The 25,297-nt window shown below is 55.0% G+C and carries 23 protein-coding genes; 13 read left to right on the top strand and 10 right to left on the bottom strand.

Annotation, left to right across the window (positions count from 1 at the left end; translation table 11 throughout):
• Positions 1–219: 219 nt before the first annotated feature.
• The 3 genes from D467_RS0108035 (at position 220) to D467_RS0108045 (ending at position 3,188) form a co-directional block, all read left to right on the top strand.
• Positions 220–1,203 carry a TRAP transporter substrate-binding protein gene (locus D467_RS0108035; protein ID WP_018916992.1) on the top strand — a complete coding sequence of 328 codons (984 nt, stop codon included), beginning with the start codon at positions 220–222 and terminating at the stop codon, positions 1,201–1,203.
• 71 nt (positions 1,204–1,274) lie between these two features.
• Positions 1,275–1,838 carry a TRAP transporter small permease gene (locus D467_RS0108040; RefSeq protein ID WP_026285669.1) on the top strand — a complete coding sequence of 188 codons (564 nt, stop codon included), beginning with the start codon at positions 1,275–1,277 and terminating at the stop codon, positions 1,836–1,838.
• Positions 1,839–1,883: 45 nt separating this feature from the next.
• Positions 1,884–3,188 (top strand): TRAP transporter large permease, encoded by a 1,305-nt coding sequence (locus D467_RS0108045; protein ID WP_018916994.1) that lies wholly within the window; start codon positions 1,884–1,886, stop codon positions 3,186–3,188.
• 54 nt (positions 3,189–3,242) lie between these two features.
• On the opposite strand, the gene D467_RS19115 is transcribed toward D467_RS0108045, so the two are convergent.
• From D467_RS19115 to D467_RS0108065, 4 genes are all read right to left on the bottom strand, one after another.
• Positions 3,243–4,337, bottom strand: coding sequence for an HDOD domain-containing protein (locus D467_RS19115; protein ID WP_018916995.1), 1,095 nt, complete (start codon positions 4,335–4,337; stop codon positions 3,243–3,245).
• A gap of 202 nt (positions 4,338–4,539) precedes the next feature.
• Positions 4,540–5,283: a sulfite exporter TauE/SafE family protein gene (locus D467_RS0108055; protein ID WP_018916996.1), complete on the bottom strand. Its 744-nt coding sequence runs from the start codon at positions 5,281–5,283 to the stop codon at positions 4,540–4,542.
• 149 nt (positions 5,284–5,432) lie between these two features.
• Complete coding sequence (gene mgtE, locus D467_RS0108060) at positions 5,433–6,788, bottom strand: magnesium transporter (RefSeq protein WP_018916997.1); 1,356 nt, start codon at positions 6,786–6,788, stop codon at positions 5,433–5,435.
• Between the two features lie 203 nt (positions 6,789–6,991).
• Positions 6,992–8,026: a LacI family DNA-binding transcriptional regulator gene (locus D467_RS0108065; RefSeq protein ID WP_018916998.1), complete on the bottom strand. Its 1,035-nt coding sequence runs from the start codon at positions 8,024–8,026 to the stop codon at positions 6,992–6,994.
• 180 nt (positions 8,027–8,206) lie between these two features.
• Here D467_RS0108065 and ltnD point away from each other — a divergent pair, with 180 nt between their 5' ends.
• The 10 genes from ltnD (at position 8,207) to D467_RS0108115 (ending at position 18,409) form a co-directional block, all read left to right on the top strand.
• Positions 8,207–9,139, top strand: a complete 933-nt coding sequence (ltnD, locus tag D467_RS0108070; RefSeq protein WP_018916999.1) for an L-threonate dehydrogenase — start codon at positions 8,207–8,209, stop codon at positions 9,137–9,139.
• 2 nt (positions 9,140–9,141) lie between these two features.
• On the top strand, positions 9,142–10,500 hold the full coding sequence (otnK, locus tag D467_RS0108075) for a 3-oxo-tetronate kinase (protein WP_018917000.1): 1,359 nt from the start codon (positions 9,142–9,144) through the stop codon (positions 10,498–10,500).
• The gene (gene otnC, locus D467_RS0108080; RefSeq protein WP_018917001.1) at positions 10,497–11,156 is read left to right on the top strand and encodes a 3-oxo-tetronate 4-phosphate decarboxylase; all 660 of its coding nucleotides are present in this window, start codon (positions 10,497–10,499) and stop codon (positions 11,154–11,156) included. Before otnK (D467_RS0108075) ends, otnC (D467_RS0108080) begins: the two co-directional genes overlap by 4 nt.
• 45 nt (positions 11,157–11,201) lie before the next feature.
• A complete protein-coding gene (gene otnI / locus D467_RS0108085) occupies positions 11,202–11,996 on the top strand; it encodes a 2-oxo-tetronate isomerase (protein WP_018917002.1) in 795 nt (264 codons plus the stop codon).
• A 63-nt stretch (positions 11,997–12,059) separates the two neighbouring features.
• Entirely contained in the window at positions 12,060–13,022 is a 963-nt protein-coding gene (gene denD, locus D467_RS0108090) for a D-erythronate dehydrogenase (RefSeq protein ID WP_018917003.1), read from the top strand.
• 86 nt (positions 13,023–13,108) lie between these two features.
• Positions 13,109–14,110 carry a TRAP transporter substrate-binding protein gene (locus D467_RS0108095; RefSeq protein WP_018917004.1) on the top strand — a complete coding sequence of 334 codons (1,002 nt, stop codon included), beginning with the start codon at positions 13,109–13,111 and terminating at the stop codon, positions 14,108–14,110.
• A 59-nt stretch (positions 14,111–14,169) separates the two neighbouring features.
• Positions 14,170–14,739: a TRAP transporter small permease gene (locus D467_RS0108100; RefSeq protein WP_018917005.1), complete on the top strand. Its 570-nt coding sequence runs from the start codon at positions 14,170–14,172 to the stop codon at positions 14,737–14,739.
• Positions 14,736–16,010, top strand: a complete 1,275-nt coding sequence (locus D467_RS0108105; RefSeq protein WP_018917006.1) for a TRAP transporter large permease — start codon at positions 14,736–14,738, stop codon at positions 16,008–16,010. The genes D467_RS0108100 and D467_RS0108105 overlap by 4 nt, the downstream gene beginning before the upstream one ends.
• Before the next feature lie 10 nt (positions 16,011–16,020).
• Complete coding sequence (locus tag D467_RS0108110; protein ID WP_018917007.1) at positions 16,021–17,478, top strand: aldehyde dehydrogenase family protein; 1,458 nt, start codon at positions 16,021–16,023, stop codon at positions 17,476–17,478.
• Between the two features lie 37 nt (positions 17,479–17,515).
• On the top strand, positions 17,516–18,409 hold the full coding sequence (locus tag D467_RS0108115; RefSeq protein WP_018917008.1) for an NAD(P)-dependent oxidoreductase: 894 nt from the start codon (positions 17,516–17,518) through the stop codon (positions 18,407–18,409).
• A gap of 126 nt (positions 18,410–18,535) precedes the next feature.
• Here the strand turns inward: D467_RS0108115 and otnC (D467_RS0108120) are convergent, their stop codons facing one another.
• The 6 genes from otnC (D467_RS0108120) to D467_RS0108145 all read right to left on the bottom strand — a co-directional run bounded on the left by otnC (D467_RS0108120) (position 18,536) and on the right by D467_RS0108145 (position 25,050).
• On the bottom strand, positions 18,536–19,183 hold the full coding sequence (otnC, locus tag D467_RS0108120) for a 3-oxo-tetronate 4-phosphate decarboxylase (RefSeq protein WP_018917009.1): 648 nt from the start codon (positions 19,181–19,183) through the stop codon (positions 18,536–18,538).
• Positions 19,180–20,466, bottom strand: coding sequence for a 3-oxo-tetronate kinase (otnK, locus tag D467_RS0108125; RefSeq protein ID WP_018917010.1), 1,287 nt, complete (start codon positions 20,464–20,466; stop codon positions 19,180–19,182). Before otnK (D467_RS0108125) ends, otnC (D467_RS0108120) begins: the two co-directional genes overlap by 4 nt.
• Positions 20,467–20,488: 22 nt before the next feature.
• Positions 20,489–21,976 carry a tripartite tricarboxylate transporter permease gene (locus D467_RS0108130; protein ID WP_018917011.1) on the bottom strand — a complete coding sequence of 496 codons (1,488 nt, stop codon included), beginning with the start codon at positions 21,974–21,976 and terminating at the stop codon, positions 20,489–20,491.
• A gap of 40 nt (positions 21,977–22,016) precedes the next feature.
• Positions 22,017–22,505, bottom strand: a complete 489-nt coding sequence (locus D467_RS0108135) for a tripartite tricarboxylate transporter TctB family protein (protein ID WP_018917012.1) — start codon at positions 22,503–22,505, stop codon at positions 22,017–22,019.
• A gap of 102 nt (positions 22,506–22,607) precedes the next feature.
• The gene (locus D467_RS0108140) at positions 22,608–23,573 is read right to left on the bottom strand and encodes a tripartite tricarboxylate transporter substrate binding protein (RefSeq protein ID WP_018917013.1); all 966 of its coding nucleotides are present in this window, start codon (positions 23,571–23,573) and stop codon (positions 22,608–22,610) included.
• A gap of 82 nt (positions 23,574–23,655) precedes the next feature.
• Positions 23,656–25,050, bottom strand: a complete 1,395-nt coding sequence (locus D467_RS0108145; protein WP_018917014.1) for an NAD(P)H-dependent oxidoreductase — start codon at positions 25,048–25,050, stop codon at positions 23,656–23,658.
• Between the last annotated feature and the right edge of the window lie 247 nt (positions 25,051–25,297).

The following is a 25,297-nucleotide window of genomic DNA, read 5'->3' on the forward strand; positions in this document are numbered from 1 at the left end:
GTCTGACATTACCTGTGCTGCTGCCAGCGATAAACTATGCTGCGATATAAACACTGCGCCTTCATTTTGCCATCAAAGGCGTTGAATGCAGGCGTATGCTTTTACGGTAGTGCACTGATATAACAACGATAGGCGTTTAATACGCTGAGTACTGTCACAGATGCCTACGGCCACACCTTATGTAACCGCTCCGCTAATATCAATAAGAGGATGTTCATCATGCGTATTGCAACCCCACTGCTTCTGGCCACCGCCTATGGCTTGGCTGCGACAGCGTCTGTCCAAGCGGCTCAATGGAACATGGCAACACCTTATGGTGACGCGAGTTTTCACACCAAAAATACCAAGCAGTTTGCTGAAGATGTTGCTGAAGCGACCGACGGCGAACTGACCATTACTGTGCATAGCGGTGGCTCGCTCGTCTCCCACGGGGAAATCAAGCCATCGGTACGCCGCGGCACGATTGATGCTGGTGAGGTATTCATGTCGGTGCTATCCAACGATGACCCGATTTTTGAGGTGGATACGCTGCCCGGTGTAGCCGGTAGCTATGATGATGCTTACGCGTTATGGCAAGCCACCAAGCCCATGATTACTGAACTCTTTGCCTATGAAGGCTTGATTCCGCTGTACGCCGTCGCGTGGCCTGCGCAGGGGATTTATACCGCCAACGAGCTGACAGATCCGGCGCAGTTTGAAGGTTTGCGGGTGCGGGCACCTAATATCAATACCCAGCGATTTGTGGATAACCTCGGCGGTAGTCCCACCGAAACCGAAGAGTCGGACATTCCCACCGCGTTCAGTACCGGTCGTGTAGACGCCATGATTACGTCAAGCTCTACGGGTAATTCCATGACGGCGTGGGACTACGTGTCCTATTACACCGACGCCAACTTATGGCTTCCGAAAAACATCGTGTTTATCAGCCAGCGCAGTTTTGATCGTCTGGATGAGGCGACTCAGGATGCCTTGATGGAAGCGGCTGAACGCGCTGAAGAGCGTGGCTGGCAGATGAGCCGTGACGATAACGATGCGAGCCTCGCCGCGCTTGAAGAGAACGGCATCACCGTAGCGACCCCAAATGAAGAGGTTGCCGCAGCCCTCCAGGAAGCGGGCGATAAGCTCTTTCAGGATTGGCTGAACCGTGCTGATGACGAAGCGGAAGCTGCCTTGGAAGGTTATCGGGAGCAGCAGGGCAACTAAACGGCATAAAACCTTTATGGAGGCGGCGCTGGCCGCCTCTTTTCACCCACGCGCTCGGTGAGATAACGAACATGACGTTTAAATTCGACAGACTCTACCGTTTAGGTGCTTGGGGAGCCGCGGTGTGTATGATCGCGATTTGTGCCCTCATTGCACTGCAGGTGGCTTTTCGTGCCATCGATGCGCTGTTGATACTGGTGGGGCTGAATCGCCTGGGTATCAGTATTACCGGTGTTTCCGAGATGGCGGCCTATTTATTGGTGGGTGCCACCTTCCTGGGCCTGGCGTATACCTTTGTGCATCACGCCCATATTCGCGTGACGCTTTTGATTTCACGGCTGCCCTCTGCCATTCGGGTGTGGTTTGAAGTGGCCTGCCTGCTGATTGCTTTAGCGATTAGCTTGATACTCGGTTATGGCCTGATTGGGCTGGCAAGAGAAAGCCTTCAATACAACGATGTGTCATCGGGTTTTTTATCCATACCGCTGTGGATACCCCAAAGCGTTTTGGTCATCAGTGTAGGGCTACTTAGTCTTGCTCTGATCGAGGCGCTGATTATTGCATTGCGGATAGCAACACGTGACCCGTCCAGTTTTCGTGAAGCGACATCCACCGATGACAGCGAAATGCACTAACTCTCTGCCAGCACTGCTTGGCCACGTTATGTTGGAGAAGACCTTGTGTTAACACTCAGTTTGGCAACGATTTTTACGTTATTGCTTTTGCTGGGCGGGGGCGTGTGGATCGCTTTTGCCCTAATCGGTACTGCGTGGGTGGCATTGGCATTCTTTAGCCCGTTTGACCCGGGCCCGATCCTTGCCTCTGATTTTTGGGGGGCGAGCTATGGATGGGATTTAACGGCGCTGCCGATGTTTATCTGGATGGGAGAGATTCTGTTTCGCTCTGGGCTTGCGGACAATATGTTTCGCGGCCTTTCGCCCTGGCTCAACCGCTTACCCGGCCGTTTGCTGCATACCAATATTATCGGTAGCGGCATGTTCGCAGCCGTGTGTGGTTCATCCGCCGCTACCTGCGCCACCGTGGGTAAAATGACTCTGCCGGAGCTTGAACGCCGTGGCTACGACAGCAATATGGCCATCGGTACGCTGGCAAGTGCCTCGACGTTAGGCCTGCTGATCCCACCCTCCATCATGCTGATTGTTTACGGCGTAGTGACCGAGCAATCCATTTCACGACTATTTATGGCAGGCGTCGGCCCAGGCCTGATGATTCTGGCAATGTTTATGGCCTACCTCATACTCTGGGCGCTTATTAAAGGTAATCGGGAAGGCCTTACCGGCAAAGATGAGTCTGACATGGGCTTCACTGAGAAGCTGCGTAATACCTTGGCATTAATGCCAATTCTGCTATTGATTGGGGGAATCATCATTTCGATCTACGGCGGGCTGGCATCACCCACCGAAGCCGCGGCGGTCGGGGTCGTGCTATCCATGGTGATTGCCCGCTGGAACGGCCATTTTACGACCCAGATATTTAAAAGCTCGCTATTCGCGGCTATTCGTACGGCGTGCATGATCGCATTTATTATTGCCGGCGCCTCGTTTCTGACCTCGGCGATGGGCTTTACCCAAGTTCCCATGCAGCTGGCCCGCGCGATTAGCGAGATGGGATTATCTCCCACCATGCTGCTCATCGCCCTGACCGTGCTCTTGCTGATCATGGGCTGCTTTTTAGACGGTATCTCGCTTATCTTACTGGTAACCGCGATTATCATGCCGGTGGTCAGCGCTGCGGGGTTCGACCTTATCTGGTTTGGTATTTATCTGGTGGTTGTGGTGGAAATGTCGCAAATTACCCCGCCTGTGGGCTTTAACCTGTTTGTTATTCAGGGGCTGACCGGCAAGGATATTTTAACCATCACACGCGCGACGCTGCCTTTCTTCCTATTGATGCTGCTGGCGATTGCCTTGATGCATGTTTTTCCCGCAATAGCGCTTTATCTGCCTTATGCGATGAATAGTTGACCTGGCAGGCCGCGATCGCGCGGCCTGTTTTTTTAGCGTTAACCTGCGCAATGTTTAATCCGTTTTTTTCCTGCGTATTAACCCTGAACGCTGGCCCTTGAGAGAGGCATCCCACCGACTATGCTCTTTTTGATTTTCATCAGGGTAGCGTAAAGAGACTAGGGCTTGTTTTTGGTCTTCTAGTTGGGAACTCAACATTAGAGTATGTTGGAAGAGCAGCTGGTGAGCTTCCGCCAACAGGGTCATGCTATCGACCTCGACGGACGTAGTCATATTCAACGCATTGGCAAGTATGTCAGTTTGCTGTTGAACATTATGCAACACTTCATCTATTTTCAATGCACTGATATAGCTAACCGTCTTTAACTGATAAAGCACTGCAGCTAGCTGCGACGCTGGGTTTCTTGATAACCAGGCATCAGCAATTGGCCCCGACAATCGAATACAGAGTAACGCTTTGTCGTTCAATAGAAAGCTTTCATGGCTTTGGCGTATGGTCATAACAGTATGGTCGGGCATCCCCCACTTGGCTGCCAGCCATGCGCCAACCAGCGTGTGGTCACAGCCAAAATATGCCTGCTCTGACAATGTTATTTCACCATGCGATAGCGCAGTATCTGCGTATAACGCTTCCGCTTCCTCAGGGTAAGCGGCTTGCAGCGCCAATATGCCAATATCTTGTAATAACGCCAGGGTAAATGTATTGCCACTTTTGTCAGGACATAGCTGCTCAGCTAGATAACGGGCTACCAGGGCTGAAGTGATAGCCCGCTGCCAAGTCCGGTTACGATAAGTACCTCCTTGGGCATATTGAAACAGGGTAAAGCCCAGCACCACTGCCAACGTGGCATTTAAACCCAAGCGTTGCATGGCTTCTATACAGGTATGGATGGAGGTTGAGGCGCGCGCGTAATAGGCGCTGTTCGCCAGTGCAACCAGGCGCATAGTAAGCGCAGGGTCGTGCTCAATTGCCTTGGCGTAATCATTTAAAGTTGCTCGAGAGGAGCGGGCTATATCAAGTACCCGAAGCGCAACAGACGGTAAAGCAGGCAGGCTTTTACATTGTAAAAGCGACTTACTCAAAAAAGCTGGCAGCTCGTTGGTGAGTGCCATATAAAGCGAATCGCTTGGGGATGACAGGCCCGTCATATGGTCTCCTCATTCGCTGTCAGCGTAGCGGGCGGTAATAATAGTGATCCCAATATCATATACTTCCTAAGCGTTAACGTCTTCTGTAAAGGCAAAGAATACCGAGATAATGGTTAACGTTAAGGAAGATTGAAACTCCGTGGTTAACGGCGAGCATGTTTCGTTTTACGCTAGAAACGATAATTAGTATTGTACCGGCTCATTAAAATATGGCCTGCCAAACCAAGTTGCCTCCCACCAAAAACATCGCAAGAATAACCAGTCGGTAAAATAGCGCTTCATTAACGCGGCTTTGCAGCCAAAAGCCGTTACGTACGCCGATCCAGGCGATAGGTACCAGCAGCAGCGATGCCCAGGCGCTGGTGACGTTCACCTCACCCAGCCACAAATACGGACCAAGTTTGATTGCGTTAACTACCGCAAATGAGACGGCGCAGGTGGCAATAAACGTCTCTTTGGGTAGCTTGCGTGGTAGCAGGTAAATATTCAGCGGTGGGGCACCGGCATGGGCAATAAAACTGGTAAAGCCACATACGCTGGCGGCAGGCAGTGCCCAGCGGGTGGAAATGGGTTTTTTGGCCACTGGCTTGAACAGCATATAGGTGGCAAACACCAGCGATATCCCTCCAAGCACCAGGCGTATCCCCTGTTCGCTCAGACGGTCAAATAACAGCGTGCCCACCGCTACCCCGATCAGTAGCCCTGGCAAAAAGCGCCATACTTCGGCCATATCATGCTTACCCCACCATGCCTTTACCGCAAATACATCCATCACCAAGAGCAGTGGCAGCAATAGCCCTGCCGCCTGGGTAGGGCTAATCGCCAGCGCCATGAGCGGCACCGAGAGTGTGCCGAAACCTCCGGCAAAGCCCCCTTTGGAAACACCTGTCAGATAAACGGAAAATACGATTAACAGCCAAGCAATGATGGAGTAGTCAGGGAGCACGGCAATTCCTTGGCAGGCGCGGAAAGGTAAAGCATTGAATGTTAAAACCCTGCTTTATGCAGGGTTTTCATTCGCGTGGCGGTATGCGCGCGATAAATATTAGCAGGCGAAGGGAACTGTGTCCCTCTTGCCTTCTTGATAAGCTATGCTCACAGGATAATCAACGTGGCGAGCCCCAAAAAGGATAGAAAACCCACCACATCGGTAACGGTAGTCAATATCACTGCACCCGATAAAGCGGGGTCAATCTGCAGTCTTTTCAAGACCAGGGGGACCAGTACGCCTGCGATGTTAGCTAGGCTCATGTTGAGAAAGATTGCCAGGGTTATCACCAGCGTGATCAGAGGGTCGCTAAACCAGAAATAGGCAATCAGCCCGACCACTAACGCCCAAACTAGACCATTACTCATGCCTACCCATAGCTCTTTATTGTATAGCCAGCGTTTATTGTTACCCGCGAGTTGGCCCAGCGCTAAACCACGTATAACAACGGTAAGCGTCTGACTGCCAGCAATACCCCCCATGCTTGCGACTACCGGCATCAAAATGGCCAGTGCTACAATTTGATCCAGCACGGCTTCAAACTGCCCGATAACAAACGCTGCTAAAAAAGCAGTCAATAAATTAATCCCCAACCAAATGCCTCGGCTTTTAGCGCTGCGCATAATCGGGGTAAAGACTTCCTCTTCATCACTGACGCCAGACATATGCTTAAGCGTTAGGTCGGCATCATCCTGGGTGATTTCTAATACGTCAGCGGCATTTAGTTGTCCGACCAGTAAGCCGTCGCTATCGCATACGGGCACAAAGTGAAGCTCTTTGGAGCGCAGAAGCGCAGCCGCATCGCTGACTTTCATTTGGTCATTGAGGGTAAAAAAATCATTTATATAATCATCAACCACGCCATCCTGCGGCTGCTTGATTAAATCAATTAGGGTTAAGGTACCCAGTAACCGCTTATCCTTATCGGTGATCATGATCTGCTGCGACTCATCGTCGAGCAAATGATGAATTCGGATATAGCGTTGCACAGCCTCCAACGACACGCCCTGTTTTACATTAACGGTTTCTGGGTCCATATAACGACCCACTACATCATCCTCATAGGCATGAAGGTTCTCGACCTGGGCGCGAATATCTTGGTCCAGGCTGGCGTAGACGCTGGTTTTTATTGACTCATCAGCAACATCCAATACTTCAGCAACTTCTTGAGCATCCAGGCCTTTAACAATTTGCTCAACGTCGCTTGCCGATAGATCTTCGATATAATCGGCACGAATATCTTCGTCAACTTCAGCGAGAACCTCGCCTATCACCTCCTCAGGAATAAACTCCCAAAGAGAATCGCGTGTTTTGGCCGGGAAGGATTCAAGTGTCCGCGCAATGTCTAAAGTATCGAGTTCAGTAAAAAACTCGTGTAGAGCCGCTGTTTCTGGAGTGTCTAAAAGCTTTTGAAGGTGAAGCAGCAGCTCTTCGTTATTGGTATATTTTTCATCATCGCGCATAGCGTCCGTCCTTTTTGGAAACTAGGTGTTGAAGGCAATAAAATTGCAAACTCTCGGCGGCTCGCTCTGCTGAGTTTATAGACTGGTTGAATTGAAAGCCACGCGCACCCCGCTAGCCAGGCGCTGCTGAGCGGACTCCTCTAGAGAAGGCCAATGGCTAACCTAAGCTGTGTCTTTATCGATGAGGAACAATAAGGCCCAGCCTAAGTACTCTCGCCTACCTGAAGCGTAAAACTCACGTCGTGCTGACGGCGGTAGACGCTTTTACCGCTTAACCTGCGAATGAGTTCTTGAGCAGCCAAACGCCCCATGTCTTCGCGTGGAGAGAGAATAGTAGTGAGTTTTGGGGTGATATGTTGGCCTAGCGGTAAGCCGTTGAAGCCCGCAATGGCGATATCGCCAGGCACCGTGAGGCCCTGGCGCTGGGCGGCCAACAGGGCGCCTGCGGCAAGGTCGTCGTTGGCAAAATGGATGGCCTGTGTAGCGGGGTAGTCTTGTAACACCTGGGCCAGGCTTTCTGCACCTGCCTGCAGGCTGCCTAACGTATCCAGTTCTAACAAGGGGGCCTCCAGCCCCTTCGCCTTCAGCACTGCTTTATGCCCTTCGTAGCGCATCCCCGCGCGATAATCGTGAGAGAGCCGCGCGCCAACATACACCATTCGCTGATAGCCTCTGTCGACAAGATGGCTGGCCATACAGCGACCGGCAGCCACATGATCCAGCCCAACGTTAAGATCTATGCCGTTACCGAGCTCCATCACTTCCATAATCGGATGGCCACAGTTGGCTAAGAGCGTATGGCATGCATCGTTATGGCGTAGCCCGGCGGTGACCAGGGCCGAACATGACCAGCCTAAAAACGTACGCACCAGCTGATACTCACGGTCCAGATCGTAATCGGTATTGCCGAGCAGGATCTGATATCCCTGCGCTTCCAGCGTTTCCTGCAGGCCTTTGATGACTTCCACAAACACGCTGTTGATCAGCGACGGCACGATGACTGCAATCAGCCGGGAGCGGGAAGAAGCCAGGCTACCCGCTACCAGGTTGGGCACATAGCCCAGACGCTCTACGCTTTCCAAAACGCTTTGGCGGGTACTGTCGCTCACCTTGTCGGGGTGGTTCAGTGCCCGCGATGCCGTAATCGGGGAAACTCCTGCGGCCTGCGCCACCTGGCTGAGCGTGATTTGATCGGAGCGACGGCGTGACTTGTTAGCGGCCGGGAGGTCTTTAGACATTAGTCACACGTCCTTGATGTTCAACTTGTCGATATGCTGAGAGTAATCTAGAAGTAATGGTAGCGCTATCATGACAGCGCTACCATTTTCCTTGTTAAGGTGAACAATCAGAACAGATTCAAGGGAAAGTAAACCATTGCAACGCCAGCAATTCATACAACAAAAGCGAGGTGTCGACCGGTGAGTCAACACGATAAGCAATCACTTCAAGTAGGCGTTATTGGCCTGGGTGCAATGGGGATGGGCACCGCTACTGCCTTACATCACCAGGGATTTAACGTGACTGGATGTGATATTGCCGCTGGATCACGCGATGCCTTTGTAGCGGCAGGGGGCAAGAGTGTAGCAACCCCTATGGAGCTCGCTCACTGTCATATTGTGCTGGTAGTGGTCGTCAACGGTAGCCAGGTTGAGCAGGTGCTGTTTGGTGAGCAGGGCGTGGTTGGACATCTAGCGCCAGGCAGCCTGGTCATACAGTGTGCCACGGTGGCTCCCAGTCAGGTGAAACAGCTAGGCGAGCGGATGGCGGCAGAAGGATTGATGATGCTGGATGCACCGATTAGCGGCGGTGCTGCAAAAGCCAAAAATGGTGAGCTATCAGTTATGGCATCGGGCGCCGCGGAGGCATTTAACTACGCAAGTGACGTGCTTGATGGCATGGCCGCCAAGGTTTATCGCCTTGGCGATGACCCCGGCGTGGGGTCCAGTATGAAGCTGGTTAATCAGCTGTTGGCAGGCGTGCATATCGCGACCGCCGCTGAAGCCATGGCGTTGGGAATCCGGATGGGACTGGATCCCGAGGTTATCTTTGAGGTGATTACTCACTCGGCGGGCAATTCCTGGATGTTCGAAAATCGTGTGCCGCATATTCTCAAAGGTGACTACACGCCGCTTTCTGCGGTGGATATCTTTATTAAAGACCTCAATATCGTGCACCAGACCGGGCGCGAGCTTTCGATGGCCACGCCGGTTGCCGCCAGCGCGTTGCAGCAGTTCACCTCGGCCAGTGGAGCAGGCTTTGGTCGAGAGGATGATTCTGCGGTTATCAAAGTCTATCAGCGGCTATCAGGCATTACGTTGCCTGAAGCGGCGAACGATGCTCAGGGAACCTAAGCATGAGCACGGAGCAGAGCATAGCCCTTGAAAAGATAGCCCTTGGAAAAACAGACCTTGGAAAAACAGACCTTGGGAACATAGTCCTTGGAGCGATCGCCGACGACTTTACCGGGGCAACCGATCTTGCCAATAACCTTGTACGCGGCGGTATGCGCTGCTTACAGGTGATCGGCGTGCCGCAGGAGACGATTGATCTCCAAGAAGTTGATGCCGTAGTGGTAGCTTTGAAATCGCGCTCCTGCCCGGTTGATGAAGCCATCACGGATTCCCTCGCGGCTCTTGAGTGGCTGCGTAGTCAGGGCGCTCGGCAGCTGTTCTTTAAGTACTGCTCTACTTTCGATTCTACTGATAAAGGCAATATCGGCCCCGTGGCCGATGCGCTGCTGGATCGCCTGGGTGCCTCTCAAACGGTGATGGTGCCGGCGTTTCCAATTAATGGTCGTACGGTTTATCAGGGCCATCTGTTTGTGGGTGATCGCCTGCTTAACGATAGCGGTATGCAGCATCATCCGCTCAACCCGATGCAGGACGCTGACCTGGTTCGAGTCCTATCCCGTCAAACAGCCCATCCGGTAGGCTTGCTCGGTCACTCGGTAATAGCCAAAGGCGCCAGCGCCGCTTTCGACCACTTATCCGCACTTGCCGAGCAGGGCACTCGCCATGTGATTTGCGACACGCTCGATGAGCAGGACCTGGATATATTGGCAGAAGCTACCGTGCTGATACCGTTGGTGACCGGTGGCTCCGGCCTGGGGCAAGCCTTGCCCGCTCAGTACCGTGCTCAAGGCTGGCTGGAGTCCATTACCGAACCGGGGCGTTTGCAACCCGCATCAGGCAGCACGCTGGTATTGTCCGGGAGTTGTTCTAAAGCAACCCTGGCGCAGGTAGCCGATTTCCTGGTACGTCATCCCGAGGGCGGTTTTGCGCTAGACCCTTTATCGCTTGCCGAAAGTGATCAACAGTGGGAACAGGCGCTAGCCTTTGCTCGGCAGCAGCTAACGGCACAGACCCCGGTATTGATTTACGCCTCGGCGGATCCAGAGAAAGTCAGCGCTGCCCAGCAAGTATTGGGTGCCGCGCATGCGGGCGCGCTGGTCGAAGAGGCACTGAGCCAATTAGCGATCACGCTGGTTAACGAAGGCGTTGGGAAGTTACTGGTCGCCGGGGGCGAAACGTCGGGGGCAGTAGTCTCGGCGCTGGGAATTTCCACCCTGCGTATCGGTGAGCAGATTGATCCCGGCGTGCCTTGGACTCAGGCGCCGCTGGCGGGACGTGAAGCACCGCTCTCACTGGCGCTGAAGTCGGGTAACTTTGGCAGTGTCGATTTCTTTACCCGAGCCTTTGAGGTGCTGGCATGAGCGTTCACCTGCGCCACCATCACCAAAATAGTCTGCGCGAGCAGATCAGCACGCTAGGCAAATCGCTGTTTGATCGCGGCCTGACCATGGGCTCCAGCGGCAACATCAGCGTGCGTTTAGAGGAGGGCGGCTGGTTGATGACGCCCACCAACGCCTGCCTGGGAAGACTTGACCCGGCGCGAATCTCCCATCTGGATGATAACGGCCAGCTGCTTGATGGCGATAAGCCCACGAAAGAGCAGTTCCTGCATATGGCGATGTACGCAGAGCGCCCCCAGTCGGGCGCCATTGTGCATCTTCACTCTACCCACTCGGTAGCGGTCTCGTGTTTGCCGGAAGTGAACCCTTGCGACTGCATTCCCCCGCTCACCGCCTACTATGTCATGCGGGTAGGCAAACTGCCGCTAGTGCCCTATCACATTCCCGGCGACCCAAAACTAGGCGAGGCGGTGCGGGGCTTGGCGGGTAAACACAGCGCTGTACTGCTTGCCAACCACGGCCCGGTAGTGGCCGGCAAAAATCTGGAAGCCGCGGTGTACGCCACCGAAGAGCTTGAAGAGACGGCCAAACTGTTTTTGCTACTGCGCGGCGAAAACCCACGGGGGCTCACGCCTGAGCAAGTCGCGGAGCTTGAGGCGCGATTTCCTCGAAATTAACCTACATTACGACTACAGATAAAAACAAAGAGGTATCGATACGTCATGATTCGATTAGCCGCCAACCTTAGCATGCTGTTTAACGAGCACGATTTTATGGACCGTTTTTCGGCGGCGGCTGATGCGGGGTTTAAAGGGGTCGAATACCTGTTTCCCTACGCCTATAGCGCTCGAGAGCTGCGCCAGGCACTTGATGAAACACACTTAGCGCAAGTGCTCTTCAACTTGCCGCCGGGGGACTGGGACGCCGGTGAGCGAGGCCTTGCCAGCCTGCCTGGGCGCGAAGCCGAGTTTCGTGATTCGGTCGTCGAGGCGTTGCGTTATGCCGAGACGCTTAACTGCCCACATGTTCACGCCATGGCAGGCTTGCTGCCTGAAAATGCCGACGCGACGACCCAGGCCGATCATCAGGCTACCTACCTGCGTAACCTGCGCTACGCCACTACTGAGGCTGCCAAGCTGGGCAAGGACATATTGATCGAGCCTATCAATACCCGTGATATGCCCCATTACTTCTTATCAAGACAGGCGCAAGCCATGGCGGTATTGAAAGCGCTGGGGGCGAGCAATCTGAAGCTACAGTTTGATCTCTACCACTGCCAGATCATGGAAGGAGACCTTATTCGCCATCTTGAGCGCCAGTTCAGCGCTATCGGCCATGTTCAAGTGGCGGGAGCGCCGGAACGGCATGAGCCCGATGTTGGCGAGATCAACTATCCGGCGCTATTTGCCAGGCTAGAAGCGCTGGGCTATAGCGGCTGGGTTGGCTGCGAATACAGGCCGGCCGGCGATACGCGCCAAGGTTTGGGCTGGGGTCGACATTATGGGCTTCACTCATGAGTAAGTAGCCAAAACATGGTCTCAAACGCTAACAACCTACAATAAAGCGAGGACACCTTAATCATGCATATCTTAATCACGGGCGCCGCCGGTTTTCTGGGACAGCGCCTTTTACATCGACTGATCAACCGTAAAGAGCTGTGCGGTCAGCCGATCACCCACTTGGCCCTGGTCGATCAAACCCAGGCTGCCGTACCCGACGCGCCTGATATAACGATCCGTAACGATGCCGTGGATATTACTGCTCCAGATGCGCTGGGTAGTGCGCTTGATCGAAAGCCCGATGTCATCTTCCACCTGGCTGCGGTCGTAAGCTCCGCGGCTGAGGCCGATCTGGATCTGGGGATGGCGGTCAATTTTGATGCCACTCGCGCTCTGCTGGAAGGTTGCCGTGCCCGTGGTCTGCATAAGACGCGCCTAGTCATGGCAAGCTCCGTGGCGGCTTACGGCGGGGATCTTCCCGATGTGCTGGATGACATGACGGCTTCGCAGCCGCAAACGTCTTATGGCACGCAAAAAGCAATGTGTGAGCTTCTCATCAACGACTACAGCCGACGCGGCCTGATTGACGGCAGAGTACTGCGTTTGCCGACTATTGTGATTCGCCCTGGGCGGCCGAATGCCGCGGCGTCGAGCTTTGCGTCCAGTATTCTGCGCGAGCCCTTAAACGGGGAGGAAGCCATTTGCCCCGTACCGTTGGATCAGGCGCTTTTTGTAATGTCACCAGATAAGGTGATCGAAGCGTTGATACATGGCGCCGAAGTGCAGGAAGAAGCGTTGGGTAAATTTCGCGCGTTCATTCTGCCGGGCATCACCACCAATGTTTCCGAAATGCTCGAGGCGTTGCGTGAGGTGGCGGGCGCTGAAGCGGTGGCGCGTGTACGTCATGAGCCAGACCCGCGTATCGAACCCTTGGTGGCAAGCTGGCCCGCGCGCTTTGAAACTGCTAAAGCGAACCAGCTGGGTTTTGTCGGGGACCGAGATTTCAAGCAGATTATCGATGCCTATGTGGCAGAGCATCGCTAATGGATCTTCGCCTGCCTGGCGGGCGAGCAATAAGGGGCTACTACTCCCCATCGTTCTTACCAATAAATACAATTAGGAGTATCACCATGACCACTCGTTTCGCTCGGCGTACGCTTGCGACCGCCATCGGCACCGCTACCACTCTGGCCCTGGCAGGTCTGTCATTTCAGGCTCAGGCCGCCACAGAGGTAAGTGTGGGCTACGCTATCTCCAGTGACTCTCACTATGGCGCCGGTTCGCGGGCATTTAAAGAGACCCTCGAAAACCTCTCTGATGGTGCTTTTACCGTAACGGATCACCCCAGTGGCTCGCTCGGCGGGGAACGGGCCATGATCGAGGGGCTGCAAATAGGCACCGTCGATATAGTCATCACCTCCTCCGGGCCATTGGGTAACTTTGTGCCAGAGACCTACGTTCTCGACCTGCCGTTCCTGTTTACCAGCTACGAGCAGGCTCGCTGCGTGCTTGATGGCGAGATTGGCCAGGAACTGCTCGATAAGATGGGCGACCATGACCTGGTCGGCCTGTCCTGGTCGGAAAATGGCTTTCGCCATATCACCAATAGCCAACGCGCTATCGCAACGCCTGAGGATGTCCGTGGCCTGAAGATACGCACCATGGAAAACCGCATCCATCAGCAGGCTTTTCAGGGATTAGGCGCGAGCCCGACACCCATGGCCATGCCAGAGCTATTTACTGCCTTGCAACAAGGCACGGTGGATGGTCAAGAAAATCCCCTTACGGTCATTGTGGCTGCGAACCTCTATGAGGTGCAGGACCAGCTATCGCTGACTGGCCACGTCTATTCGCCTGCCATTCTGCTCGGCTCACCGGTCTTGCTTGATGGGCTAAGTGAAGAAGAGCGCGCCTGGTTTGATGAGGCTGCCCAAGCCGCTACCGAGGCGACCCGCGCTGAGGTATCACGCTTGGAAGAGGAGGGCGTGGCATTCCTGCAGGAGCGTGGTATGACAGTGACCGATAACGTTGATCCAGCACCTTTCCAGGAAGCCGTGGAAGCGGTCCACGCCGATTTCGTTGAGCAGTACGGCGATGAGATGCTGGAACGCATTCGCAACAGCAGCTGCTGAACCCATCCTGTGGCGCCCTTGGGCGCCACTTTCCTATTACCTGGCGGATGAGGTGACTCATGGTGTTCTGGTTTCTGCGTGTCGAACATGTATTGACTCGGTTGGCGCTGGCGATTGCTATTCTGATGCTGATCGTCTCGGTATCGCTGGGGTTCTATCAGGTGCTCACGCGATTTCTCTTCAATGCGCCCTCAACCTGGTCGGAGACGCTGTCACGGGCGACGATGATCTGGTGCGTGTTTATGGCCGCTGCCGCCACGTTCCGCGGCGGCTTTATGATGGCCGTAGAGGTTATCTACAAGCTTGTGCCCAAGCCCACCCTGCTGGCGCTTGAATGGTTTATCGGCCTGTGCTGTCTCCTGGTGCTCTTTGTATTGGTGTTCTACGGCATCCAGATGACCCAGCGGGTCAGCAACCAGACGTTGTCCGCACTTGAGGTCTCGATGTCCTGGGCATATGCGGCCATTCCCGTAGGCAGCGCCTTTGCGATGCTGGCCGTTATTGCGCGGCTGCTGGCCCAAAGTTGCGGTCTTGAAGCTTTAGGGCCAATGCATGATGAGGCAGTCGAGCAAGAGATAGCAGCAACGTCCGCCATGCCGCCTGCTACCCCGAGTGAGCCGCGCTTATGAACTTAGCCATTGGTCTTTCTCTGTTGATTTTGTTCGCCACCGGCGTGCCGATCGCGATCTCCATTTTGCTGGCATCGATCATCGGCATTGAGTTTTTTTCGCGCTTTCCCTTGATGATGGTGCCTCAACAGCTGTTTGTAGGGCTGGATAACTTTCCGCTGATGGCGATTCCTTTTTTCATCTTGGCGGGCAACCTGATGGCGGCCGGTGGTATTTCTAGCCGACTGGTTGATCTGGCCAAGTCAATCGTGGGCGGCGTTCAGGGCGGGTTGGCGATGACCTGCGTGCTGACCTGCATGATGTTTGCGGCAGTTTCAGGCTCTAGTGTGGCGACGACCTTTGCTATCGGTGCGATTCTTATTCCAGCAATGGTCAAGCACGGTTATCCCAAACCCTTGGCCGCCTCCATCCAGGCTTCATCGGCAGAACTGGGGGTGCTGATTCCGCCCTCTATTCCCTTGATTCTATTTGGGGTAAGTACCAATACCTCGATTGGCCAACTGTTCATTGCAGGCATTGGCCCAGGGTTGTTGGTCGGCGGTGCGCTGCTGGTCTTTGTTTATATTTTCTGCAAGCTGCGCGGTTTTGGTCTTCAAGATCGCAATGACCGCACCCGCTTCACGACAGCCTTCCAGCGCGCCTGGGCGGCGATGCTGATGCCGGTGGTGGTCATCGGCGGCATCTATGGCGGTATTTTCACACCCACTGAAGCCTCGGCAGTGGCGGTGTTTTATGCCTTGGTCGTCGGCGCTTGCTACCGTGAGCTTAAGCTTGTCGACCTGATACCCGTGCTGCGCCAAAGTGTTGTGTCTACCGCCGCGGTAATGCTGATTATCTCAGCGGCCGCTCTATTTAGCTTTCTGATCAGCCGCTCCGGCCTTCCCGCCCAAGTCGCCGCTGGGGTCACGGCGATGTTCGAAAGCCCTTGGGCTTTTTTGCTGGCCGTCAACGCCCTGCTTCTTGTGGTGGGAATGTTTGTAGAGACCGGCGCCGCCATTCTGGTACTGGCGCCAATTCTAACCCCGATTGCCATGCAGTTTGGGGTTCACCCAGTGCATTTCGGGCTAATCATGGTGGTCAATCTGGCCCTGGGGATGATTACACCGCCGCTGGGCGTCAACCTGTTTGCCGCGTGTGCAGTGGCGAAGATTTCCATTGATCAGATGCTGCCCTGGCTAGTGCGCTTTGTGCTGGTGGTGCTGACGTGTCTGATGGCAATTACCTATATGCCCTGGATCTCCATGGGGCTGGTTAATCTACTGTATGGCTAGGAGCCTGTTGATGATTGATTTCGAATTTCCACCCCAGGCGGCGTTGATAGGCAATACCTGGGTCGATACCGGCGCGACGCTACCCGTAGAGGCGCCCGCCCGTGGCGAAGTCGTCACGCATATCGCCCGCTGCACTTCCGAGCACGTCGATGATGCCGTCACCGTAGCGCGGCGCGCCTTTTCTGGTGAGCTGGGGGAGTGGGCTCAGTGGAGTGCCCGCCAGCGCAGCGCCTGGCTATTTAGCTTTGCCGATGCCATCGAGGCCAACCATGAGCATCTATCGGTTTTAGAATGCCTGGACACGGGGAAACCCTTAACCCAGGCGCGCGCAGATATTAAAGCCTGCGCGCATTACTTTCGCTTTTACGCCGGTGGCGCCGATAAATTACATGGCGAGACCCTGCCTTATGAAGAGGGCTACACCGTCATGACGCTGCGTGAGCCGTATGGTGTTTGCGCTCAGATTATTCCCTGGAATTACCCGTCACAGATTTTTGGCCGCTGTGTGGCCGCCGCCTTGGCTGTTGGCAATACCGTAGTTCTCAAGCCTGCCGAAGACGCCTGTTTGAGCGTCTTGAGCCTGTCAAAGCTGGCGATAGATTGCGGCTTGCCAGCCGGAGTGCTCAATGTGGTGCCGGGGCTTGGGCGGGAAGCCGGTGCTGCCCTGGCCGCGCACCAGGGTATTGATCACCTCTCGTTCACCGGGTCGCCTGAGACCGGCACCCAGGTAACCCAGGCGGCGGCAAAGCATCACGTCCCCGTCACGCTAGAGCTGGGTGGCAAGTCGCCGCAGATTGTCTTTGCAGATGCCGATCTGGAGGCGGCTTTCGAAGCGGTGGTGCGTGGGATTATCCAGAATGCCGGGCAAACCTGCTCGGCGGGAAGTCGCCTGTTGATACAGCGCGATATATCGCAAGCGTTTACGGATCGTCTGATAGAGCGCTTCTCAACACTGCAGTGTGCGTCGGGCGAGGAAGACGCTGACTGTGGCCCGCTGATCAATGCCCGCCAAAAATCGCAGCTCGATAAGCGGCTAGCCATGGCCGAAGCAGACGGTATTCGAGTTGCGGCAAGAGGGCAGCTCGCTAAAAACGCCTCACCGGCTGGTCATTTTGTTGTCCCGCATCTGCTTACCGATATTCCCGATGATCATGACGTGCTGCGCGAAGAGCTGTTTGGCCCCGTGCTGGCCGTTCAGATATTCGACGATGAAGCGCAAGCGCTGCGTCTGGCCAATGCAACCGATTTCGGGCTGTGTGCCGGTGTCTGGACGCGCGACGGCGGCCGCCAATTGCGCTTGGCAAGAGGCATTCGCAGCGGCCAGGTTTTTATCAATAACTACGGCGCGGGCGGCGGTATTGAACTGCCTTTCGGCGGTGTCGGGCGCTCAGGATTCGGGCGGGAAAAAGGCTTCGAGGGACTGCGCAGCTATACCCGGATAAAAACGGTCGCCATTCGCCATGGCTAGAACAAAATCATAACTACATTAGGCTAGGAGCTTATTCATGAATCAATCCGTTCGTACAGAGCATCGCATCGGTATGGTGGGTGTAGGTTTAATGGGCCACGGCATTGCCAAGAACATTCTCAACGCGGGGTATTCCCTGGCCTTTCTGGACCACCCAGGCAATCAGCCCGTGGACGATCTACTGGCAGCGGGCGCCGTGCCGTGCTCAAGCGCGCGGGAAGTGGCTGAAAAAGCCGACGTGGTATTGCTGTGTGTAACGGGGTCGCCCCAGGTGGAGGCCGTGCTGTTTGAGCCAGATGGCGTGCTGGAAGGGCTTGCCCAAGGCGCCATTGTAGTGGACTGCTCTACCTCGTTGCCAAGCTCCACGGCTAAGGTTGCCGCCAGGGTAGAAGAAGCGGGTGGCCACTTGGTCGATGCGGCGATGACGCGCACTCCCAAAGAAGCCGAGGAGGGGCGGTTGAACCTTATCGTCGGTGCAGATGAGACGCTGTTTGAAGCGTTGCACCCGTTACTCGAAAGCTTCGCTGAGGTCATTACCCACGCAGGAGACGTAGGCTCAGGGCATACCCTTAAGCTGCTGCATAACTACGTGTCGTTGGGCTTTTCAGCCGTATTGGCCGAGGCGACTGCGGCTTCCCGGCGGGCGGGGATCGATGACCACGCTTTTCTGGAGGTCTTGACCAAGGGCGGCGGGGGCGGCGTGGTGCTGGAACGGCTACGTCCCTTTATTGAAGCAGGCGATGCATCGGGGTTTCGCTTTAGCGTGGCGAACGCGCATAAAGACTTGGGCTACTACCACACCATGACCGATGAACTGAATACGACAAGAAGCGTGGCTGGCGCGGTGGCGGCGCTGTATGCCGGTGTGGAGGATCAGACCATGGCGGTACCGGAGTTGATTCGCCTGCTTGAGACGCGCAACGAATCCTGATAGCGGTACAAATTCGCCAGGCGCATAGCTTGGCTGAATGGGGTATCAGCTAGGGTCAGTGGTAATCAATAAGGGCAAAGCTCAATGAGCTTTGCCCTTATGTTTTAATTGAGCTTACTGAATAGCTTAATCCCTTGGGAACCGGGCTTCCAATTCAGCAACCTGTTCAGGCGTCAGCGCGCGCGGGTTTTCGCCGCGCAACAGCAGAAACAGCTTCGCCGTTTCCTCAAGCTCTTCAGTGGCATACACCGCCGCTTCAAGGTTTTTACCGGCGACGACCGGGCCGTGGTTGGCAAGCAGCACGGCGCTGTGCTTGCCTGCCAAGCCGCGTACCGCTTCGCCCAGCTGTTGGTCGCCCGGGATATGGTAAGGCACCAGGGGAAGCTTGCCCACGCGCATGGCGTAATAGGCGGTGAGAGGCGGAATGCAGTCGCAGGGGTTGATACCCGGCAGGCAGGAAACCGCCACCGAATGCGTGGAGTGCAGGTGAACGATGGCGCCGGACTGAGGGCGCTCATCGTACATCGCCATATGCAGAAACTGCTCTTTGGTGGGCTTATCACCACTGATCAGTTGGCCCTGGGTATCCAGATGCGAGATGCGTGCAGGGTCCAGGCGCCCAAGGCAGGCGTTGGTAGGGGTCATCAGCCAGCCGCCGTCATCCAGGCGCACGCTGATATTGCCGCTTGAACCCATGGTCAGGCCACGATCAAACAGTGATTTACCCAGCGTGCTGATCTGTTCGCGCAGGCAGTTCTGGTCGTGATTACTCATGCCAATACCTCAAACGCTCGGGTGAAGAAATCAACGCCCCCAAAGTTGCCTGACTTGAGCGCCAGTGAAAGCGGTGCCTCGCGGTTAGCTAGTGCCGCCTGTGTCCAGGGCACGCCGGGGTCGATCTGCTCGCCGATACGTAGCGCTGAAATGCCCAGGGCAGATACCACTGCCCCCGAGGTTTCGCCACCGGCAACCACCAGCCGACCAACGCCTTCAGTAACCAGAGTAACGGCAAGCTGGCTTAACGCTTCTTCGACTAGCAGGCCAGCTTGCTCTACGCCCAGTTCCGCCTGAGCGGCCTTGACCTTTTCAGAGTCCGCCGAGGCATAAATCAGGGCAGGCGCATCTTGTTCAAGGCGCTCGAACGCGAAGGCCAGCGCCTGCTCCCACTGTTTGTCGCCCTTGGCCAGGGCCTGTGGGTCAAGCGCAAAGCCAGCGCCGGGATGGCGGGCTAAAAAATCAGCGACCTGAGCAAGCGTTGCCCGTGAGCAGCTGCCTGACAGTACCAGCATATTGCCAGAGGCGGGCTGAAGGCGGCCGGGCTCTGCAATCTCGGCAAGCCAACCCTGCTTGCGGTACTGAGCGGGCAATGCCTGTCCAAGCCCCGAGCCGCCGGTTACCAGAGGCATCGTTACCGTTGCCTCCGCCAGTGCGTCAAGATCGCTGTCATCGACGGTGTCACAAATGACGTGGCGTATGTTTTCAGCTGCTAAAGCGTCAAGGTGTTGGCGAGTAGCTTCGGCCCCTTTGGCTAGCGTAGCGCGGTTGGCCAAGCCAACGGCGTGGGAAGTCTGGCGCGAAAGCACGCGTACCAGATCCGCATCGGTCATGGGCGTCAGCGGGTGATGCTGCATGCCGCTATCGTTAAGCAGACGGTCGCCAACGAACAGGTGCCCTTGATATACCGTACGGCCATTAATCGGAAATGCCGGGACCATCACGGTTTGCGAGACGCCAAGCCGATCGAGCAGTGCATCGGCCACCGGGCCGATGTTGCCCTTGTCGGTTGAATCAAAGGTTGAGCAGTATTTAAAAAATATCTGCCGGGCACCCTGTTCACGCAGCCATTCAAGAGCTGCTAGTGAGTCGCTAGTGGCCTCTTCAACCGGGCAGGAACGCGACTTAAGCGCCACAATCACGGCATCCACGTTGCTTAAATCGGGCGGGGTGGTCGGCACGCCAATCACCTGAACGCAGCGCATGCCGCCGCGTACTAGGTTATTGGCAAGGTCTGTGGCACCGGTGAAATCGTCGGCGATAGCGCCCAGTACGATGGTCATAGCATTCTCCAGGATACGGGCTTCAGGTAATGGCCTTGCGACGTGCGCGTTTGATCAGCGGCGTAATCAGCGTGACGGCCAGTAGAACGAAAGCAATGCTCAGCAGCGTGGCGCTGATAGGACGCTCAATAAAGATGCTGAAGTCGCCTTGTGACATAGACAATGCACGGCGCAGCTCGCTTTCTGCGATAGGGCCTAATACCAAACCTAAAATGATGGATACCAGGGGGAAGTTGATCTTCTCAAGCAGATACCCCAGTACGCCAAAGCCAAGCATCAGCCATACATCAAACATCGAATTGCGCACCGAATAGGTACCCACGATGCAGCACATGATGATGATAGGGCCCAGCGCTGAATAAGGTACGTTCAACAATTTGGTGAACAGCATGATGAACGGTTTCGAGAACAGCAGAATCATGAAGTTGACGATAAACAGCCCGGCAAAAACAGCGTAGATCAAATCGCTACTGGTCAGCATGAACATTGGCCCAGGCTGTAAACCGTGCATGATAAACGCGCCTAGAATAACGGCCGTTGTGCCGCTACCCGGGATGCCCAGCGCAAAAAGCGGCACCAGTGCACCCATGGCCGCTGCGTTGTTGGCAGACTCAGGGGCGGCAATACCTTCCGGCGCGCCCTTGCCAAATTTCTCGGGGTGCTTGGACCAGCGCACCGTTTCGCTATAGCTCACCATCGCTGCGGTACTGGCACCGATACCCGGCAGGATGCCGATGACGACCCCGATAATGGATGAGCGCGACAGGGTCATGCCAATCTGGCGCAAAATGGGAAGATCGAAAATCTTGACCTTCACCTTTTTCAAGGGCTGATGGCTTTTATGGTCCAGCGTGCGTTTCATGACTTCTGAAACGGCAAACAGACCCACAATGACCGGAATCAAGCCCACGCCTTCGGCCAGGTTAAGATTGCCAAAGGTAAAGCGGCTGGTGCCGGTGAGCGGGTCAATGCCAATGGTTGCAATAAATAGGCCTAGCGCCGCCCCAATCAAGCCAAATATGAGACGACCGCCTAGTGAAGCCACCACGGTTAAACCGAGTACCGCCAAGGCAAAGTACTCGGGAGATGAAAACTTCAAGGCCATTTTGGCCAGCATGGGCGTGAATATAATAAGTGCTACGGTACCCACAAGCCCGCCGATAGCCGAGCTTAAAACACCGATGCCCAAGGCTTTGCCTGCCTCGCCACGCTGCGTCATGGGATAGCCGTCAAACGCCGTCATCACCGCTTCAGGCGTGCCGGGAGCCCGATAAAGGATAGCGGTAATCAGGCCCGAAAAGACCGTGGCGCCATAAATGGCGGTCAGCACCATAAAGGCTGTGGTCGGCTCCATGCCATACGTAACCGGCAGCAGGATAACCACCAGAATAACGCCACTGATGCCGGGCAGTGCGCCGCCGATAAAGCCGATAAACACGGCAGAGGTTAAGAGCAGCAGGTTGAGTGGCTGCATCACCACGGCTAACCCGCCCAAAAAATGTTCTAGCATGGTCGACTCCCTAGAAGGTTGGGTCTGTTATGGGTCAGCCTTACGGCATGGGGATACCGAGCAGCGAAACGAAAACGCCCTGCATCAGTACGCCAGCAATAACTAACGTAATGGCAATGGTCAGCCATGAGCGGGCGCCTAGCAGCAACGTGCCGATAAACGTAAATATCAGGCTGGCGATTAAAAAGCCCACGCTTTGCATCAATAGCGTGTAGGCGATAGCCGCCGCTATAAACCACCAGTGACGGGTGCGGCCAAGGGAGAAGCGTGACGAAGTTGGCGCGGTTTCAACTGGGGTATCCTGCGTGCCTTGCGGCTCCGATATCATTGCCTGCTTTCGGTCACGCCACGTGATAGCGAGTAGAACAATGCCCAGCGTAAACAGAATGATCAGCAGTGTCAGTGGCCAAACGCGTGGGCCGATAAAGGTGGATACTTGTGCAGAGCTTGGGAATTGCAGCGTGGGATAAAGACTCACCACCGCGAGTGACACGACCCCAAGCGCAAAAAGAGTGATCCTGGCGTGCATGGTAAACCTTGACGGGGATAGTGGAAGAACGGCCCCGCAAGGCCGGTCTTTCAGATGGATATAGGAGGGGACATGCCCCTCCACCAACCAGTAGCTGCTGGTTTAGTCGTTTTGCAGCAAACGCGAGTAAAGCTCGTAGTTGTTCTCAAGCCGCTGACGATACTCGTCGCTGCCCATCCAGCCTGCACGGTAATCAAGGTTTACGCGCTCTGCGTAGCTTTGGTACTCCTCGGAGTCATATACGTCTTTAAAGGCATCTTCCAGACGCTTCATGATCGGCGCAGGCGTATCAGCATGCACAAATATGGCGCGATCGTTGCCGTCTGTCAGATCCCAGTCGTTTTCAACCGTAGTCGGCACATCTGGGTAGTCTTCAAGGCGCTCATCGCTGAAGACCAGAATTGGCATCATCTGGCCGGCTTCGATGTAGCTTAATAGTGGGCTTAGCGAGGTGGTGGTCGCATCAATATTGCCGCCCAGCACGTTCGCAGTGGCGTTGCCGGTGCTGTCGTAAGGGATAAAGTTCATGTCTAGCCCAGACGCATCACGCAGCGACAGGAAAGCTACATGATCTGGACTTGCCGTATGGGTGCCCCCAACGGTGACTTTGCCGGGATTTTCCTCAGCGTATTTCACGAAGGATTCAAAATCAGGAAAACGCTCCGGATTAACAAAAAGCGCCATTACGTCAGACTGCATACGCGCAACCGGCGTTAATTGATCCAGGCCCACTGGGTTCTGGCCTGCCGCAAGTGAAGTCACAAGCGTAGTGGAGGCAAAGTCCAGAGTGTGGCCATCAGCTGCGCTTGTCGCGGTACGCTGGTGGGCTAAAGCGCCGGATGCGGCTGGCAGGTTAACCACTGTAATACGCGCGCCGCCAATGGCTTCTTCAAACATCGGGCGAACGACCCGAGCAAAGTTATCAGTACCACCGCCAGCACCCGCAGCTACCAGGAACTGGATCGGTTTGCTGGGGAAATCATCGGCATCGCTGGCGCTTGCGCTGGTAGCCGCGCCAAGCATGGCAAGAGCTAGAGTGGCGTATTTAACACTATGTTTGATAAACATAATTTTCTCCAAGGTGATTATTGTTGCTTTTAGGGTCCATCAATATAGGAAGTAAAGCACCTTAAAGGCGCTCTACCGTTAGTTACTGGCTGTCGCCTGCATAAAACAGTTTGTCCTGTTTAAGGCGAAGCTCATGTAATCGGGAAGATGGTAACGTGACATCGGCTAAAGTAATGGGTTGATTAGGCGCGATATCGCGAATAACTTCGGCGCCTGGTAACAGATAAAAGGGGACTTTGGCGTCATCTGAAAGCGCCGCGGCGGGGTGAATTTCCGGACGCAGCCCTTCGATGTGCCGATGATGGCCCTTCATCTCAAGCCGCTGGCCCGCCTTAATCGCTTGGGTGGCGCGCGCGGTCAGGTCGAATTTAGGCGTGGTGGCATGGCCGCCACCGGACGTTAAGCCGTTGAGTACCACATCCAGCAGCGAGATAGGCGCTTCCAGGCCCAGCAAATGGCGCGGCAGATAAACCATGGCGCTATTGCCGCTGCGGCTTAGTACGTGACCTTTATCGCGCAGCAGTGTCCAGACATGCGGGTCTTCACAGCGCACCACCACAAACACACCGCCAGCAAAGCTCAGCTCGTCTGGGCGGCGCAGGCAGTTAAAGACTTCAAGGCGCTCGTTACCTTCCAGAACACCGCCCTCTGCCTGGGTATCCAAAAGTGTAGGTACTTCTGTGGTTCTCAATACCATGGCATGAAATTCGGGCAGGTCTGGCTGCAGGCCGGTTGCGTTGGCAACGTTGACCATTTCACATAGGTCAGGCACTGAAATCTGCGGAATAGCGGATAGAGCCTCGCCGCGGGATTTGACTGTGGCGCGCGCATCGCTATCGTCAAGCTTCCAGAGTGCGGCCATTTCAGTGGCATCGTACTGGGTACCATTACAGGTCACGGTGCCTTGCGCTTCATCCCAGATAAAGTCGTATTCGCTGCTCTTGCCAGCAGAAACGATCTCAAACCCTAGCGTTCTGGCCCATGTGACAAGGCCAATTAGTAGGCTTGGCTGGTCGCCATCCAGCGGCGTGAAAAGACGTCCCTGGTCTTCGGCCAAGCGAGTCAGGTAAGGCCCGACCACCGATTCGGTTTCCTTGGTGGCAATACCGACATGTTTACCCGCCAGCAAGGCCGCTTCTGCATAACGGGCGCCGACATCAGGAATACCGGTAGACTCAACCAGAATATCGAACGGAAGTGCCGCGACCGTTTCGAAAGAAGCCGTGGCAATAAAAAAGCCTTTCTGCCAAGCGTCTTCGGCATCGCTTTCAGAATGGCATACCATTATTTGCGTGTCGGGAATACCCGCATGGCGCAAGGCTTCAGCCGCCTTTTCAGGATTGATGTCGATCGCAATGCGCGCCGACAATCCTGGCATCTGGCGGGCTTGACGCAATACGCCACGACCAAAATCACCAGCGCCCGCGATACAGGCTTCAACTACCTTGTTCGTGTCAAAGTGTTGTAAGTAATTCATAGATAAAGGGTATTCCCTGTTTGGGTCAAGACTTTCCGAACGGTGACATGAACTTATTAATGCTTCTTTGCCACGCAAACGTAGTATACAGATGCTGGAATGTAGTGGTATACCATTTTGGGGGTCAATATAAGCGGTGTAATACTTTAGTCTTGTGAAACCAGTTGAATGAGTTAAGGTATTGATTTTAATTATTTAATTAAAACGTCTATAGGCGTGTGCTTATTTGAAAGGAATTTTTTGGTAT

The organism is Vreelandella zhanjiangensis DSM 21076 (assembly GCF_000377665.1).
Lineage (GTDB): Bacteria > Pseudomonadota > Gammaproteobacteria > Pseudomonadales > Halomonadaceae > Vreelandella > Vreelandella zhanjiangensis.

Coding starts and splice junctions, on each gene's coding strand:
- D467_RS0108035 (WP_018916992.1), top strand. CDS start 220: ATGCGTATTGCAACCCCACTGCTTCTGGCCACCGCCTATGGCTTGGCT.
- D467_RS0108040 (WP_026285669.1), top strand. CDS start 1,275: ATGACGTTTAAATTCGACAGACTCTACCGTTTAGGTGCTTGGGGAGCC.
- D467_RS19115 (WP_018916995.1), bottom strand. CDS start 4,337: ATGACGGGCCTGTCATCCCCAAGCGATTCGCTTTATATGGCACTCACC.
- mgtE (WP_018916997.1), bottom strand. CDS start 6,788: ATGCGCGATGATGAAAAATATACCAATAACGAAGAGCTGCTGCTTCAC.
- D467_RS0108065 (WP_018916998.1), bottom strand. CDS start 8,026: ATGTCTAAAGACCTCCCGGCCGCTAACAAGTCACGCCGTCGCTCCGAT.
- otnK (WP_018917000.1), top strand. CDS start 9,142: ATGAGCACGGAGCAGAGCATAGCCCTTGAAAAGATAGCCCTTGGAAAA.
- otnC (WP_018917001.1), top strand. CDS start 10,497: ATGAGCGTTCACCTGCGCCACCATCACCAAAATAGTCTGCGCGAGCAG.
- otnI (WP_018917002.1), top strand. CDS start 11,202: ATGATTCGATTAGCCGCCAACCTTAGCATGCTGTTTAACGAGCACGAT.
- denD (WP_018917003.1), top strand. CDS start 12,060: ATGCATATCTTAATCACGGGCGCCGCCGGTTTTCTGGGACAGCGCCTT.
- D467_RS0108095 (WP_018917004.1), top strand. CDS start 13,109: ATGACCACTCGTTTCGCTCGGCGTACGCTTGCGACCGCCATCGGCACC.
- D467_RS0108100 (WP_018917005.1), top strand. CDS start 14,170: ATGGTGTTCTGGTTTCTGCGTGTCGAACATGTATTGACTCGGTTGGCG.
- D467_RS0108105 (WP_018917006.1), top strand. CDS start 14,736: ATGAACTTAGCCATTGGTCTTTCTCTGTTGATTTTGTTCGCCACCGGC.
- D467_RS0108110 (WP_018917007.1), top strand. CDS start 16,021: ATGATTGATTTCGAATTTCCACCCCAGGCGGCGTTGATAGGCAATACC.
- D467_RS0108115 (WP_018917008.1), top strand. CDS start 17,516: ATGAATCAATCCGTTCGTACAGAGCATCGCATCGGTATGGTGGGTGTA.
- otnC (WP_018917009.1), bottom strand. CDS start 19,183: ATGAGTAATCACGACCAGAACTGCCTGCGCGAACAGATCAGCACGCTG.
- otnK (WP_018917010.1), bottom strand. CDS start 20,466: ATGACCATCGTACTGGGCGCTATCGCCGACGATTTCACCGGTGCCACA.
- D467_RS0108130 (WP_018917011.1), bottom strand. CDS start 21,976: ATGCTAGAACATTTTTTGGGCGGGTTAGCCGTGGTGATGCAGCCACTC.
- D467_RS0108135 (WP_018917012.1), bottom strand. CDS start 22,505: ATGCACGCCAGGATCACTCTTTTTGCGCTTGGGGTCGTGTCACTCGCG.
- D467_RS0108140 (WP_018917013.1), bottom strand. CDS start 23,573: ATGTTTATCAAACATAGTGTTAAATACGCCACTCTAGCTCTTGCCATG.
- D467_RS0108145 (WP_018917014.1), bottom strand. CDS start 25,050: ATGAATTACTTACAACACTTTGACACGAACAAGGTAGTTGAAGCCTGT.